At 66.5% G+C, this 14,122-nt stretch carries 14 protein-coding genes; 2 read left to right on the forward strand and 12 right to left on the reverse strand.

The window, feature by feature from the left end; translation table 11 throughout:
- Positions 1-2: 2 nt before the first annotated feature.
- The 4 genes from CJZ86_RS13880 to CJZ86_RS17560 form a co-directional block, all read right to left on the reverse strand.
- A complete protein-coding gene (locus CJZ86_RS13880) occupies positions 3-413 on the reverse strand; it encodes a cyclic nucleotide-binding domain-containing protein (RefSeq protein WP_094586784.1) in 411 nt (136 codons plus the stop codon).
- Entirely contained in the window at positions 414-1,232 is an 819-nt protein-coding gene (locus tag CJZ86_RS13885) for a PEP/pyruvate-binding domain-containing protein (RefSeq protein WP_094586786.1), read from the reverse strand.
- A complete protein-coding gene (locus CJZ86_RS17150) occupies positions 1,229-2,863 on the reverse strand; it encodes a PEP-utilizing enzyme (protein WP_094586788.1) in 1,635 nt (544 codons plus the stop codon). The genes CJZ86_RS13885 and CJZ86_RS17150 overlap by 4 nt, the downstream gene beginning before the upstream one ends.
- Positions 2,864-2,926: 63 nt before the next feature.
- Positions 2,927-5,752 (reverse strand): cyclic nucleotide-binding domain-containing protein, encoded by a 2,826-nt coding sequence (locus CJZ86_RS17560; protein WP_286145738.1) that lies wholly within the window; start codon positions 5,750-5,752, stop codon positions 2,927-2,929.
- A 93-nt stretch (positions 5,753-5,845) separates the two neighbouring features.
- On the opposite strand from CJZ86_RS17560, the gene CJZ86_RS13900 reads away from it, so the two are divergent.
- Positions 5,846-6,559: a class I SAM-dependent methyltransferase gene (locus CJZ86_RS13900; protein ID WP_094586792.1), complete on the forward strand. Its 714-nt coding sequence runs from the start codon at positions 5,846-5,848 to the stop codon at positions 6,557-6,559.
- Here CJZ86_RS13900 and CJZ86_RS13905 read toward each other — a convergent pair.
- From CJZ86_RS13905 to CJZ86_RS13935, 8 genes are all read right to left on the reverse strand, one after another.
- Positions 6,556-7,281 (reverse strand): oxygen-binding di-iron domain-containing protein, encoded by a 726-nt coding sequence (locus tag CJZ86_RS13905; RefSeq protein ID WP_094586794.1) that lies wholly within the window; start codon positions 7,279-7,281, stop codon positions 6,556-6,558. The two genes, CJZ86_RS13900 and CJZ86_RS13905, sit on opposite strands and share 4 nt — an antisense overlap.
- A gap of 95 nt (positions 7,282-7,376) precedes the next feature.
- Complete coding sequence (locus CJZ86_RS17410) at positions 7,377-7,817, reverse strand: P-loop NTPase family protein (protein ID WP_190612173.1); 441 nt, start codon at positions 7,815-7,817, stop codon at positions 7,377-7,379.
- Between the two features lie 252 nt (positions 7,818-8,069).
- The gene (locus CJZ86_RS13910; protein ID WP_094586796.1) at positions 8,070-8,384 is read right to left on the reverse strand and encodes a hypothetical protein; all 315 of its coding nucleotides are present in this window, start codon (positions 8,382-8,384) and stop codon (positions 8,070-8,072) included.
- A gap of 75 nt (positions 8,385-8,459) precedes the next feature.
- Positions 8,460-9,317 (reverse strand): ABC transporter six-transmembrane domain-containing protein, encoded by an 858-nt coding sequence (locus tag CJZ86_RS13915; RefSeq protein WP_094586798.1) that lies wholly within the window; start codon positions 9,315-9,317, stop codon positions 8,460-8,462.
- Between the two features lie 40 nt (positions 9,318-9,357).
- The gene (locus CJZ86_RS13920; protein WP_094586800.1) at positions 9,358-9,645 is read right to left on the reverse strand and encodes a hypothetical protein; all 288 of its coding nucleotides are present in this window, start codon (positions 9,643-9,645) and stop codon (positions 9,358-9,360) included.
- A 34-nt stretch (positions 9,646-9,679) separates the two neighbouring features.
- Positions 9,680-11,272: an alpha/beta hydrolase gene (locus CJZ86_RS13925; RefSeq protein WP_094586802.1), complete on the reverse strand. Its 1,593-nt coding sequence runs from the start codon at positions 11,270-11,272 to the stop codon at positions 9,680-9,682.
- Positions 11,273-11,296: 24 nt separating this feature from the next.
- Positions 11,297-12,175, reverse strand: a complete 879-nt coding sequence (locus CJZ86_RS13930; protein ID WP_233134030.1) for a DNA alkylation repair protein — start codon at positions 12,173-12,175, stop codon at positions 11,297-11,299.
- Positions 12,156-13,205: an alpha/beta fold hydrolase gene (locus CJZ86_RS13935; RefSeq protein WP_198960153.1), complete on the reverse strand. Its 1,050-nt coding sequence runs from the start codon at positions 13,203-13,205 to the stop codon at positions 12,156-12,158. Before CJZ86_RS13935 ends, CJZ86_RS13930 begins: the two co-directional genes overlap by 20 nt.
- Positions 13,206-13,330: 125 nt before the next feature.
- Between CJZ86_RS13935 and CJZ86_RS13940 the strand changes: the two genes are divergently transcribed.
- Positions 13,331-14,113 (forward strand): GGDEF domain-containing protein, encoded by a 783-nt coding sequence (locus CJZ86_RS13940; protein ID WP_094586804.1) that lies wholly within the window; start codon positions 13,331-13,333, stop codon positions 14,111-14,113.
- Positions 14,114-14,122: the final 9 nt, after the last annotated feature.

The raw sequence follows: 14,122 nt of genomic DNA on the forward strand, positions 1-14,122 counted from the left end.
GCTCAGCCCCGCCGGGCGTCGCGCAGCATCATCGCCATGCGCTGCAGCAGCTTCCAGCCGATCACGCCGTTGGACTCCACCAGGGGGCGGAACTCCCAGTAGGTGAGGCCATAGCAGTCGAGGCGCGTGGCGGCGGTGATCGTGGCCATGCGGGTGCCGTCATCGATCAGGGCGATCTCGCCGAAGAAGTCGCCGGCGCCGAGCCTGGAGCGCACGGTCCCCTGGATCGTCACCGTCGCCTCACCGGCCTCGATCACATAGAAGGCGGAGCCGCCGGAGCCCTCCTGGATGATCGTTTCACCGGCCTCGAAGTCCCGCTCCTTGAACAGCACGGCGATCTGCTGGAGTTCCTCGGGGCTCAGATCGGCGAACAGCGGCACCCGCTGCAGCACTTCGACGGGGGCGCCGCGCATTCAGGGTCCGGCCTTGGTGATCGCCCGGCACTGAAGCAGAACCAGACCGTCATCGGCAAACGCCCACTCCAGGTCACGGCCGGGGCCGTAGACCTCCTCGCAGCGCAGGGCGAGGCGATTGAGAGCCTGGAGCTGGGCGTCATCGAGACAGAGCCGCTCCACCAGCTCGCCCGGCAGCGTCTCCTGGCGGGTGCCGCCACCGGCCAGCGGCCGGATCGCCACGGTCTTGTAGCCCGGCCGGCACTCCCGCACCAACCCGGCCCGATCGAGGCAGATGTGGTCGGGGATCACCAGGCCCGCCACCACCGCTTCCCCCAGGCCCCAGCTCGCCTCGATCACCCGCTCGTCGACACCGGTGACGGGGTTGCGGGTGAACATCACCCCGGCGCTGACAGGTGAGAGCAGCGTCTGGACGACGACGCCGACGCTGGGGCGGCTGAACAGGCCCACCCGCTTGCGGTAGCTGATGGCGGAATCGGAGTTGGCCGACCACCACACGTCCCGCACAGCCGCGGCCAGCGCATCCAGGGAGGGCACGTTGAGCAGGGTCAGGTGCTGGCCGGCGAAGCTGGCGGCGGCGCCGTCCTCGTCGATGGCGGAGGAGCGCACCGCCAGCGGACCGGCCAGGCCGCCCACCGCCGCCAGCACCTCGGCGATGGCGTCATCGTCGCCACTGGCCACCGCCTCCACCAGATCGGCGGCGAGGGCGAAGCCGCTCGGCACCGGCAGGCCGTCGCGCAGGGCCTGGCCCAGGCCCACGGCCTTGGCCCCGAAGCGCGCGAGCTCTTCGGCCGCTTCGAGGGGAACGACCCGGCTCATGCCAGCACCGTCACCTCACCGGCGCTGCCGTCCACCCGCAGGCGCTGGCCGTCGGCGATGCGCTGGGTGGCCTCGCGGGTGCCCACCACGCCGGGGATGCCGTACTCCCGGGCCACGATCGCCGCGTGGGAGAGCAGGCCGCCGCTGTCGGTGACGATCCCGCCCAGCAGGGGCAGCAGGATGTTGAAGGCTTCGGTGGTCGAGACGGTCACCAGGATGTCGCCGCGCTGGATCCGGTCGAACTCCGACGGGTGGGACACCAGACGGGCGGGCCCCTCAACGGTCCCCTGGCTGGCGGCCAGACCCCGCAGCCGGTCGGCTTCGTGGGGGGCCGCCGAACTGCCGAACAAGGCCTCCAGGGCCAGGCCGGTGGCCCGCATCATGCGGGCGGCGGCGGCGGGCAGCCCGGCCAGGTCCGGCATAGGGGGCGGGGTGCCGATGGTGGCCGGTGCCTCCTTGGCGCTGTGGGCGGCGCGGTAGGCGGCGCGGGCGGCCAGGACATCGGCGTCCGGGTCGGTGCCGCCGCCCAGCAGGGCGGCCAGCTCATCAAGGTCGGCATCGAGGCCGTGGAGCGGATCGTGGAGCCGGCCGCGGTCCGCCAAGCGCCGGCCGGCGGCCAGGGCCGCCCGCCGCATCAGCCCCGAGGCCCAGATGTCGCTGAACACCCCCCGTTCATCGCGGATCGGGTAAGTGAGCCTGGCCTCCTCCAGCAGCTCGTCGAACTGGCTGCGGTGGGCCTCCGGCACCGCGGCCCGCACGGTGGCGATGCGGTCCTGCAGATCGGAGGGGGCGGCCTGCTCGGCCACCGCGGCCCGGATGGCCCGGAGCAGGGCGTCGGGGAGCTCGAGGGCAAAGGGGTTGGAGATGTCGAAGCCATCCAGCAGCCGGTAGCCCACCAGATCGAGGTAGGCGGCGACCGCCTCGCCGGTGCCCCCCTCCAGGCCGCGCAGCCGGGCGAGCACCGCACCGGCCTCCCCGGGGGCCTCCAGCAGCTCCCGAGCGCTGGAATCACCACGGACGGCGGCGATCAGGGCGCCGAGCTCGCTGGATGCCCCGGCCGACACCGGCGAGCTGCCCCGCATCAGGCCGAGCAGCTGGGCCGCCGGCAGACCCGTCCAGTCGCCCACATGGGCGAGGAAGTCGCCGGTGGGCACGATCGCGGCCGCCGTGAACCGCATGTGCTGGTACAGCATCAGGGCATGGTGGTCGCGGCAGCGGCCCAGGTGGGCCACCAGGGCGTCGTCGGCGAGGGCCTCCGGATCGATGGCCTGGATGGCGCGGTGGGCCTGAATCGCCGCCGGCTTGAAGGTGTCGTTCCAGTCCCGCAGCTGCTCCCGCCAGACCTTCTCGGCGAACGCCGCCTCGGCCCGGGCGAAGCGCTCCGGGACCTGGGCCGGATCGAGCGGCGTCACCCGCTTGTAGGCGAAGCCGTTGACGTACGCCATCTCGAGCGAGTCGATCAGCATCCCGTAGGAGCGGGCGAACTCGCCGGTGCCGCGCTGGAAGGCCGGCGGATGGATGGCGCTCCAGTAGCGGGTGGCCGGCCGGGGGAAGTGAACCGGATCGAGTTCCCAGAAGCCTGAGCCAGGGGAATCGAAGCGAAGCTCGGATGCGGGGCCGGTGAATGCCAAGGGCAGCTCCGGGGGGATCGGATGGGGCTGGGGGGAACCTAGGCGAGGTTCGCCCGCCCGCCTTCAGGCCCCGCCGGCCCGCATCAGCCGCTGCAGCTGGCCGCTCTCCAGCTCCAGCACCCGGCGGGCGAAGTCCGGATCACGCTCCAGCACCGCATCGAAGGAATCCACCGGCACCGCCAGCAGGCGGGTGCCGTCGGCCTCGGCCACGATCGTGCTCTCAGAGGCGCTGTGGGTGAGCACCTGGAGCTCGTCGAGCACCCGGCCGGGCTGGAGATCCTTCACCCAGGTGCGCTCGCCGTCCCGGTGATGGACCCGGGCGATGCCCTCGATCAGCAGCAGCAGCTCCCGGCAGGTGTCGCCCGCCTCGGTGATCAGCTCGCCCTTGGCGAAGGCGCGCACATCGGCCTGGGACGCCAGGGCATCGAGGGTGTCGGCGTCCGAGCGGCGGAAGAAATCGCTGGTGGCCAGGAACACCCGCTTCTCCAGTTCCGGGAAACCGCACAGCTCCGGGTGGCCATCGAGGGCCTCGACCGCCCGGGCGGTCTGGAGCAGCAGGGGCGGAGCCCCCGGCACGCCCAGTTCGGCCGCCATGGAGCGGGCCCGGCCAGCATCGAGGCAGGCCGTCAGGAACAGGCCGGCGGAGGCGAGGGTGGGACTGGAATCGGCGACCAGGGTGGCCAGGAAGCTGAGGGTCTCTTCGACGGGCACCTCCAGGGAGCAGGAGGGGGCCTCCCCACCGGGGTGGGCCAGGGTGCCTGCGACGCCCGCCGGCAGGCGGGACTCCCAACCCTCCCGGTGCAGCAGTTCCGGCAGCTCCAGGGGGGCAATGGCCTGGAGGCGCTGCACCAGGCCCGGCACCGCTGGATCCTCCTGGAGGGTGGCCAGGCCGTCGAGGATCGCCCGCAGGGTCAGCTCCTTGCGCAGCTGCAGCCGGTCGTCGAGCAGGGCCAGCACGGCGGACTGGTGGCGCAGGGCGCTCTGATGCAGGGCCCGGTAGCCGTCGGTGAGGGCCGGCAGCCGCTCCAGCAGCCGCTCCACCTTGTGGATCGCCGCCGCGGCGGGGGAGAGGTCGTCGAGCACCTGCTCCTCCTCGCGGGAGGAGATGCCGTACTCGCGCCGCAGGGCCTGCAGGGAAGCGCCATCGGGGCCGCCCGCCACCGGGCCGCTGCCGAGGCGCTGCACCAGCATCAGCCGCTCCAGCGACTTGCGGTAGCCGCTGAGGCGGATCTGGTCCTCCAGGCTGCGGCGGCTGTCGGGATCCAGCAGGCCGGGATCCTCCACGCCGAGTTCATCGAGCACCTGACGGTGCTCGCCGTCGCTGATGCCGAGGGAGAGGCGCATCTGCTTGAGCACCTCCAGGCTGCTGGCGGCGTTGACGAAGCCTTCCTCGAGGGCTTTCCGCACCACGCCCTTGTAGGCCTCGAGCCGCTTCTGGCCGGTGAAGCCCGGCAGCACCTTGGCCAGCACGTACACCTCCTCGGTGCCCAGGTCGGCCAGGGAGCGGCCGTCGAGGAAACGGCCCACGTCCAGGTCCATGCGGGTGAGCTGCTTGCGGAAGCGCTCGGCCAGGTTCTCGCGGCCGTAGAGGTCGGGGGAGCGGTTCCAGGCCCGGTAGAGCCACAGGGTGCTGACGGCCACCAGGGTCACGTCGAACAGGTACTGGACCCAGTCGGGAGCCAGCAGCAGCAGCGGCCGGCCGGCGAACAGGAAGAAGAAGTTGAACACCAGGAAGGTGGCCACCACGAACACCCGGTGGCGGATCCGCTCGCGGTCGGGCTCGGCGCCGCGGCGCCGCACCCGGCTCCGCAGGGCCGATTCGATCGCCCGGCCGGCGAGGGTGCCGAGCCAGGTGCACAGCCCCAGGAACAGGGGCACCGCCACCAGCTTGGGCACGTCGATCGACTGGCCGAACAGGTAGAAGCCCGGCCGCAGCAGCTGGGCCAGCTGGTCCTCCTGGCGCAGCCAGACGCCGGAGAAGTAGTAGTCCCAGTTGCCGGCGTAGACGTAGTAGTAGACGAAGTAACCGAACACCAGGCCGAGGTAGCCGTAGCGCTCGAAGGCGAAGGCGGGGGAGGGGAGCTTGGCCCAGTAGAGGCGCTCGGCGTCGATGTCGATGCAGGGCTGCTGGCAGGCCACGCAGGCGCTCTGCTCGCTGCCGTCTGGCTGGACGGTGCGGCACATCGACTGGGTGATCGGCGTGCTGGCCATGTGGGCCCGGCTGCCCAGCAGGCCGGTGGGGGTGGAGAAAACGCTCTGCACCGGCGCCATCGGGCAGAAGTACTGGCACCAGCTCTTGCCGCCGTAGAGCCAGCCCACGGCGATGGCACAGGCGATGGTGAACGTGAGCCAGGCGAACAGCACCAGGCGATCGGCATTGAAGAAGAGGATGCGGCCGCAGAGGCCCACGAACAGCCAGCCGAACTGCAGCCGGGAGTAGTGCTTGCCCAGCCAGGAATCGCCCGGCACCTTGGCCAGCTGCAGCCGCTTCTCGCCCGTCTTGGGGTTCACCCTGGCGATCTGGCGCTGCAGCCCCAGGGCGCGGGGGATCTGGGAGAGGAAGGAGAGCGGGCAGATCCGCCTCCAGACCTCATGGCCGAACACCAGCAGGATGAAGATGCCCGAGGGCACCACCAGGCCCCAGAACAGGGTGGTGCCGAGGGGATACGGTGTCTCGCTCAGGCAGGTGCCCTGCACCGTCACGCAGGCCTCCGGCAGCCGCAGGGGGCTCCAGGGGTGGTCGGGCGCGGTGAAGCGGGGCGTGAACGGGTCGTAGAGCAGGGAAAGGATGATCAGGATCCAGCCGGTGGTGAGCGCCCAGCGCACCAGATGCATCCGCCGTTCCGTCACTGCTGACCCGCGCCGCCGCGCCGAAGTGGCGCTGACCATAGCGATGGCCTCGGAAAGCTGACGGGCTGGCGCTGTCGGGGGCCAGGGGCTGCCATCCTCACGATTGAGGCTGACGCCCGCAGACACCACCAGATGGACTTCTTCGATCGCCAGTGGGCCACCTACAGGGCGGTTGTGGACCACGACCTGATGCAGCACCGTGCCCTGACGGCGGCCCTGGGCCAGGCGCTGGAGGGCTGGCTGGCGGCACGGCCGGCCGGCTCAGCGCCGCCCCGGATGGTGGATCTCGGCTGCGGCGACCTGGCCGTGATGGCGCCGCTGCTGCGAGGCCTGCCGCTGGGGTCCTACCTGGGCGTGGACCTCTCCGGCCCGGTGCTGCCCCGGGCGGCGGCCGCCCTGGGCCCGGTGCTCTACCCCTGCCAGTGGCGGGAGCAGGATCTGCTGGCCTGGGCCGAAACCGAGCCGGGCCCCGAACCGGTGGACCTGCTCCATTCCGCCTTTGCCATTCACCACCTCAGCGACGACGACAAGGCCCGCTTCCTGCGGCTCTGCCGCCGCCATCTGGCCCCGAACGGCCTGTTCCTCTGGGCCGACGTGTTCCGTCCGCTCGGGGAAAACCGCCCGGCCTACGTGGCGCGCTACGTGGACCGGATCCGCAGCAGCTGGGACGTGCTGGCGCCCGAGCAGCAGCAACCGGTGATCGACCACCTCAGCCAGTTCGACTTCCCACCGGATCGCGACGCCATCCGCCGCACCGCCGAAGCCTGCGGCTGGACGTGGCAGTGGCTCTGGCAGGGCGACCACCGGGCCGAAGCCCTGGCGGTGCTCACCCCAGCGACTCCCTAGCCCCCCTCAAACCCCTCCTGAATCACCGCCGCCAGATCGCTCAGCATCTGCTCGCTGTTGCCGGTGAACGAGGAGCCGTGCATGACGGCCAGCGTCTGCGGCTGCAGCGCGGCCAGCCCCGCAAGCAGGCCGGCCGACTGGCTGGTGTAAGGCATGTAATCGGCCAGGGGCCCGCTCTGCATCTGCTGCATCGCCTGGCGCGCCGGTCCGATCAGATCGGAGGTGGTGACGGCAGCGACATCGCCGAACTGGTGGAAGAGATCGGAGCAGAACAGGGTGCGGCGGGTCTCCTCGAACAGCAGGCCGGCGTCCCAGCCATGGGGGAGATGGGGCGTGCGGTGGAAGCGGAAGCGGTACTGGCCGGTGCTGAGCACATCGCCCTCCGCCATGCCACGGGCGGGGCGGAGGGCGAAATCATCCACGCTCACCAACTTGCCGACGAGGGTGCAGACCGGCTGGGCCTGGGGCGCCAACTCCAGCCAGTGGTTGAGGCCACCGATCTCATCGGCTTCGAAATGGCTCCAGGCGATGTGGCGCAGCTGGGTGGGATCGATCAGCGTGGCCACGGCGTCGCGCAGGGCCGGAAACATGCCCTTGAGCCCGGCGTGAAACAGCAGCGGCTCCTCGTCGCGCACCAGGAAGTGGTTGAACTGCAGATCGAATTCCGGCACATGGACCGAGAGCCGGAACAGGTCGGGGGCGATCTCAGAGACGACAACCATGGTTCAGCTGATGGGCCCAACGCCATGATGCCGTGCTGACGGAACCTCATCGAGACGTTGGATCCCGAGCACCGGAGCGATGCCAACGTGGCCAACTAGGCCGCCCTCGCGGGTCCTTCGCTCAATCCCATGCGTCCCAGCACAACGGCAGCCTCCGATCGCGATCGGCACCGGACCAGGTTGGCAGGTGCCCACGTCGCCAGGAAGCGTTCAATCCGCGGCCGCTCTTCTTGGCGCAGCAGGGCCAGGAGAGCCTTCAACCTCCAGGAATCACAGCAACCGGCAGGCAGCTCAGGTCGGGGTGTGACGCGATGCCTCCAACCTCGCTTCAGGCCACTCCACAGAGCCAACCAACCCGAATAGTCGAGATAGATCACAAGATCTGCAGCTTCCAAGATCTTCTGGGAGTACGCATCAATCCAACCTTCGACGATCCAGGCATCCGTTCTGAGGATGGCCTGCAGCTCCGCATCGATCGCCTCCAGGCTGCGTTCGGCCCAATTCTCAGCCCAGATCAGACAATCCATGTGATGCAACGGGATCGCCGATAGCCGTGAGATACAACGTGCCAGGGTTGTTTTCCCAGTGCCACTGATACCAATGAGAGCAATCTTCCGGTGCCTCACCGCTCCGCGTCAGCTTAATGATCCCCATTTCAGACCAAGACGCCGCTGTCAAACGCCATTGAAGTAAATCGTTAAGAGCCAATTAAGGGCCGGCGGCCGATTCGGCTTGCCTGCCCTGGGGAGAGTGGCGCCAGCCCGGTGGGATGGGTCCACAGCACCCAATCAGGGCCCATTCGACTGCATCGTCTCCAGAGACGCCTGACACTTCGCCGCTGACTGGTAGATGAAAACTTCACCCCGGGGCAAGGCGTCGCACTTGTGGTACTGGGAGGGAAGCCCGAAGGCGTAGCCGGCCGGCGAAAACTCACAGCGGGTGAATCTCGCCGCCTCCTGCGACGTGATGCGATGGCATGTGGTGGACGTCGGCTTGAGGGCGTCGAAGCCGTAGCCGCCCTGCACGGGAAACTCGCCGGCCGAAGCGGCGCCGGGCACCGAAAGCAACAGGGCCGCCAGCAGAGGTCGCAGGGTGGTGGCCATCGCGCCAGAGCCGGTGGAGCAAGAGCTTGACGCTAAGCGAGGTGACCCGTCCGCTCCATGAGCTGCACCGTCCGCTCAATCGGCTGCCTCTGCGTTGCCCAGCCGCGCCCGGATGTCGCGGAGCCGGGCAACGTTGTTCACCAGCGCCGGAGCGCTGTCGAGGCCCTCGAGGTAGTCGAACACGTAGGCGAGCACGGCATAGATGGCGCCGGCACTGAAAGACGCCGATCGGGTGAAGTCGATCAGCAGCACCACCAGGGCCACGATCGTGGCGAGCTCCGTCACGGTCCAGGTCCACGATTCGCTGTCGGAGAGCTGCACATGCCAGCGCCGCACCCGGCCGAAGTGGCGCCGCAGGCGCAACGGCCGCGCCGCCTCGATGTCCTCGATCTCGCGCTCGATCTGGTCGTTGAGGCCGCGGTGCAGGCGCAGGGCGCGCCGCCAGTACCAGCCGTTGACGAGCCCCATCGGCAGCAGCACCGCCATGGCGATCAGTCCGGCCTGGAGGTCGTAGGTGAACAGCATCACCAGCGAGCCCACCACCGTCACGACCTGGGAGAACATCGCCGGCACGTCGGCCTCGAAGAAGCCGACCATGTCGCGCATCATCTCCACCCGCGCCGACACGATGCTGGTGCCATGGCCGAGGCGCTTCTGCTCGGCCACGGTGCGCACGGCGAGGCGGGCATAGAGGCCCATGAAGACCCGGGTATCGAAGCGCTGCCGCACGAAGGCCGTGACCAGGTGCACGAGCCACACGGCGATCAGCGCCGACAGGCCCCGGTAGCTGCCCTTCAGCAGCCCATCGACCGCCCAGCCGGTGATCGCCGGATAGGAGAGCGTGCAGAGGTTCTCCAGCAGGGTCAGGGAGTAGGTGCCGGCGATCGACAGCCGTTCACCGGGGGAGAGGGTGGAAAGGAGCGTCTGCGGCATCACCGGGCCCTGATGTCCCCAGCCTGCCTGCTTCGGAGGCTCAGAGCCGCGACCAGCGCAGCAGGCTGAGGCCCCCCAGGGCGATCGGCAGCAGTCCCGTCACCACGACGAACCAGGTGCCGTCGTCTGGCGCACCCAGCAGAGCCTCCTTGCCCTGGAGCAGCACCAGAGCGCCACCCAGAACAGCCAACAGGCCAGCCACCACGATCCAACGCTGACGCCTGCGGCCGGGGCCTGTTCTGGCAAAGGCCAGCAGCCCCACGCCCAGTGGCAGCACGGTCAACGCGTAGTGCACCAGCAGCGGGACGAGAAAGGAGAGGAACGTCATCGCCTGGAGGGCAGGGGTTGGCAGTTACCAGCGATCACTCAACGACGAATACCGGCTTGACCTGGGCCAGGCAACGGCTGTCGGGTGATTGCTTCGGGTTGGCCAGAAAGTCTGAAGCGATCTGTGTCACGCAGGCGGCGGCGGCCATCCCCGGCGGCGCAAACAGCGCCCCATGGCCGACACCGGGGAAGGTGAACACGTAGGCGGTGGTGAAGTTGCTGGCCACGGCTTCGCCGTAGGGGGCTGGTGTGACCGGGTCGTCGCTGCCGTTCAGCACCAGGGTGGGGATCTGCGGATTGGCATAGACAAAGGGAGGTTTCTGCTCCACCTGGAGCACGTCGCAGGCGTTGTTCACCGCTTCGGCTTCACGCAGACCCAGGGGGAGCAACTGCGGGTAGGGCGGCGGCAGCACCTGGGAGGGCTGGAGGCGAACCGATCGACCCCGGGCACAGACGACCGTGTGATACATCTCCCTGGCCCCCCTCGGTTCGAGATCCGACAGGGATTCGGCGATCCAGCCGAAGTTGCCCTGGCTGGCGGCATCAATGAAGCGGGGCAGGGAACTGCCGCGGGCCGATTCACCGGAATAGGGCCGGGCGAGATAGGGCACGACGCCCGTGATGAACGCGTTGCCGTCGAGCTGGGTAGTGAAGGTCTGCTTGCTGGAGGGAATGGTGAGGGTCAGGGGCACGGGCTTCTGGTTGAGCCGATCGACGATCCCCAGAAACGTCGTCTCCAGATTCGGGTAGGCCGCGTTGCACTGTTGGTCCTGCGCGCAGGCGCGGAACACGTTCCTCAGGGCATAGCTGAAAGTATGACTTGAGGCCAGATTGAAATCCAGATCCGGCCGCACGACGCCATCGAGGATCACGCTGCGGAGTTTGGACTTGTGCCTGTCGGCCTGGGCGATGACGTATTGCCCCAGCAACGTGCCGTAGGACACCCCGTAGTAGTTGAAGACCGGATAGCCCAACGTCTCGACGACGGTGTAGATATCGGCCGCATTCTCGCGGGTGTTGAAGGCGCTGGGATTGATCCCCTGGGCCTTCAGGCGAGCGTTACAGGCCCTGATCCAGCTTGGGTCGGTGTAGCTCTGCTTCCCCTGCGCCACAGCGATGGTGTGGGTATTGAGTTCAGGGCAGAACAGGAAAGGCTTGGCGAACCTGGTGCCCCGCTCTTCCACGAAGATCAGATCACGGCCCTGCAGCAAGGCCGGCAGTTCGGGGTACTTCGGGAGAGCCCCATTGGCAATGTCGCCGATGGTGGAATCCCCAGGTCCGCCTTGCTCCACGAACAGGGGATCGGCCGCCGGGCTTTTTCCCGTGCTGCGGGTGCGGACCACGCCGAGCTGGATGGTGCGTCCCTGGGGTTTGGCATGCTGCTCGGGGACGGTGACGTAACCGCAATCCGACTGGGCGGCGATGGCGGCGGGCACGTCGAAGGTCTTGCAGTCGACGGATGTCCATGCCGGGCCGAACTTGGCCGCAGCTTGCGCTGCATGGCCAGGAGCGGAGCCGCCTGCAGCGACGACAGCTATGGCGAGGAAAGCGAATCGGAAGGTCTGAGTTGATGCCAACCACCCATCAAGGGCTTGTTTGGAACGCAAATCAGAACAGTCGTTCTTCATTCGACGTCAAGAACTGATTGGATGCTAGCAAGCTTTTTCACGGATCTTCCTTGCCCGTGCATCTCCCTGCTTGGAGGGATAGCGAACCGCATGGCGGATCAACCACTGAAGGTCTGCGGAGGCGCCGTCCTGCAACCAACGCTCACAGGTGGCATAGACGAGATCCGGATGGTCTTTGGCGATGTCCCCCAGGTGGTTGGCAACGCTGCGGCGGACGTACAGCGATGGATCGTCTTTCAGGGATTCAAGGATGGGCAGTGTTGGCCTTGGGTCGGCAATAAACGAGGCAATACGTTTGCCCCATGGGAGCCTTGGGCGCGTCCCCTCGCTGCAGAGGCGCCGCACATGCGGGTTAGGGTCGGCAATCCACTGGCCCACCTGCTCCAGCGTGCGCTCTTGCTGCTGGATCAGGAACGTGCGGATGGCAAACTCCGCCGTGAATCGCATGGTCAACGCATGCAAAGCCAGCATTGACGCCACAAAAGGGTCGTTGCCGCTGTTGTGTTGTTCATGCTGCCCATATTCAGAAACGAAGAAACTGTGGGGAAGATAGAAAAAGCCTGCCACGCCCAAGTCTTCTGTGTCTGACTTCTCCGGCGTCAAGGACGCCATGAGAACCCTGATCGCCTCCTCATAGTTCCCAGGCAGGAATTCGTGGAGCGCCTTGGCGATGTGCAAACCGCGCTGCATGATGGCCAACGGTTCAAGGCCGGCCAATGCGGATTCACAGAATCGGCTGGCCGGGAAGTATGCATCGACGTACTGAATATTCTGCGCCAGACACTCAATGGCCTCCTGACCCAGCAGGAGCTTCAGAGGCGTGCCCTTCTGAATGGATCGCGGTGCTGAAGGGATGGTGGGTCCTTGAGGCGCCATGGAGGTCCTATCCATGCCCATGGCCATCGAGATCGCTGGCCACCTGAGCCAGGATCTCGTTGGCATGGCTGAGGGCAATGAAATGGCCTCCGCCGCTGATGGAATGCCAGATGGCTCCGGGGGTTTGGTCCGCCACCGTCCTGTTGATGGGTTCAGGCACCAGTTTGTCATCCGTTCCCTGCCAGAAATGCACCGGACGCGTCACTGTGGTCAAGTCGAAGGGCCAGGCCTCGTAGAGCATCGTGGCGTCAGCGACCAGTCCCTCGGCACCCTGACGAAAACACTCACGCGATGCCTCCAGAAAAGATTGGCAGACTCCCTCATCGGACAGCACCTCCTGATCAGAGGCACCAATCGACTTCTTCAGCGCCTGTAGATAGCTGGCCTCAAAGCGCGTCGCACTCAACCCCAGAAGTTCATACATGAGCCTGAAGCCAGGGTGGAAGTGCAACGCCAGGCGCCCCCCAAGCGCATCAACGCTGCTTTGGTATTTCGCGGCCCAGTTAGCTCCAAACGTTCCGTAGCTGGCACCGGCGATGCAGCTGACATGGGCCAGACGGGCAGGATCCAGGTAGGCGGCGGCGGCAAGTGCCCACGGGCCCCCTTCCGACCAGCCGGTCACCGCGAAATGCTGGGCACCGAACGATTCGGCCAGGGCCAGGAGGTCATTGGCCCATGACGCGAAGCTGCGGCCAGGCTGAGGGTCAGACCCACCGATGCCAGGCCGATCCACACAGACCAACCTCAGCCCATGGGCCCTTGCAGCCGTAGCGAAGAGATTCGCCTCCAAACGGCTGGAGGGCCCTCCGTGGTTATGGATGACCAACGGTCCAGAGTTGTCGCCGGTTTCCAGATAGGCAAGGGTTCGGCTGCCAACCCGGAGGCTTCCTTCACGTGCCAACTGTACGTCCTCTTTGGAGGTTATCCAGGCCGGCAGCATAACCTGAGCCATTGCCGTTGCAGAAGGGCCTGACAATGCAGGAGCCTTGCGAGGTCGATTGATGTCACGCTTGCGACAGAAACAAACCGGCTGAATAGAGCCGCGAACGATCACCACCGACTCTAATCAAAACATCACAGCATTCTCCGCCCCGATGATTTATGCTGTAGCGATCGTACTCAGGGCTACATGACGCCGGTCTTTTTCTCTGCCTCCTTTCATTCGCCAACTGATTCTTGGCCATGACAACGGCCGCCCCTGGCACTCAAACAGCAAAGACCTGGCGAAACGCAGTCTTCGGCATGGGGCGTTATCGCTCCGTACTCGCGATCACGTTGTTCTCTGTTCTGATGTCAGTCATGATTACTGGAGTAATCATGACTGTGTTTTGGTGGGAGGGAAGGGATGTCCTTCTGAAGTCATTACTGATTGGCGCCATTGTTCCCGGAATCGTTGCGCCTTTAGCAAGCAGTTTCGCTGTCAGGCTCTTACTTGAGCTGGAGGATCTACAAACCCAGCTCTTAGAGATGGTCAACCGCGACCCCCTAACGAAGGTGTACAGTCGACGCTATCTTCTGGACTGCCTCGAGATCGAGCCAGAAAGAACTCTGCACGCTGATGAGCCAATGTCGCTGCTAATTCTTGATGTTGATAATTTCAAGTCAGTCAACGATTGCCATGGGCACATCAATGGAGATATCGTCCTGAAGAAGATTGCTCAAGTTTGTGAATCCACCCTCCGCCCCCATGATGTCATTGCACGTTTCGGTGGCGAAGAGTTTGTCGTCCTTCTTCCGAACACACCCTTGCCAGAGGCGTGCACTGTCGCTGAACGGATTCGAGAGAGCGTGGCCAATTCCACCATTGAACTGACCTCTGGAGAATTAATTCGCAGCACGGTCAGCATTGGCATCAGCCCATTTATCCCACCAGACCCAAAGTGCATCAACCTGCTGTCAAGAGCAGACAAGGGATTATACAAGGCAAAAGAAAACGGTCGCAATCAGTGGGCGATCGCAGACTAGCGCCTCCAC

This window comes from Synechococcus sp. BO 8801 (genome assembly GCF_002252675.1).
Taxonomy (GTDB): domain Bacteria; phylum Cyanobacteriota; class Cyanobacteriia; order PCC-6307; family Cyanobiaceae; genus Cyanobium.

Excerpts from the sequence above, each read along its gene's own strand:
- CJZ86_RS13880 (WP_094586784.1), bottom strand. The coding sequence starts at position 413 with ATGCGCGGCGCCCCCGTCGAAGTGCTGCAGCGGGTGCCGCTGTTCGCC.
- CJZ86_RS13885 (WP_094586786.1), bottom strand. The coding sequence starts at position 1,232 with ATGAGCCGGGTCGTTCCCCTCGAAGCGGCCGAAGAGCTCGCGCGCTTC.
- CJZ86_RS17560 (WP_286145738.1), bottom strand. The coding sequence starts at position 5,752 with ATGGTCAGCGCCACTTCGGCGCGGCGGCGCGGGTCAGCAGTGACGGAA.
- CJZ86_RS13900 (WP_094586792.1), top strand. The coding sequence starts at position 5,846 with ATGGACTTCTTCGATCGCCAGTGGGCCACCTACAGGGCGGTTGTGGAC.
- CJZ86_RS13905 (WP_094586794.1), bottom strand. The coding sequence starts at position 7,281 with ATGGTTGTCGTCTCTGAGATCGCCCCCGACCTGTTCCGGCTCTCGGTC.
- CJZ86_RS13910 (WP_094586796.1), bottom strand. The coding sequence starts at position 8,384 with ATGGCCACCACCCTGCGACCTCTGCTGGCGGCCCTGTTGCTTTCGGTG.
- CJZ86_RS13915 (WP_094586798.1), bottom strand. The coding sequence starts at position 9,317 with ATGCCGCAGACGCTCCTTTCCACCCTCTCCCCCGGTGAACGGCTGTCG.
- CJZ86_RS13920 (WP_094586800.1), bottom strand. The coding sequence starts at position 9,645 with ATGACGTTCCTCTCCTTTCTCGTCCCGCTGCTGGTGCACTACGCGTTG.
- CJZ86_RS13925 (WP_094586802.1), bottom strand. The coding sequence starts at position 11,272 with ATGAAGAACGACTGTTCTGATTTGCGTTCCAAACAAGCCCTTGATGGG.
- CJZ86_RS13930 (WP_233134030.1), bottom strand. The coding sequence starts at position 12,175 with ATGGCCATGGGCATGGATAGGACCTCCATGGCGCCTCAAGGACCCACC.
- CJZ86_RS13940 (WP_094586804.1), top strand. The coding sequence starts at position 13,331 with ATGACAACGGCCGCCCCTGGCACTCAAACAGCAAAGACCTGGCGAAAC.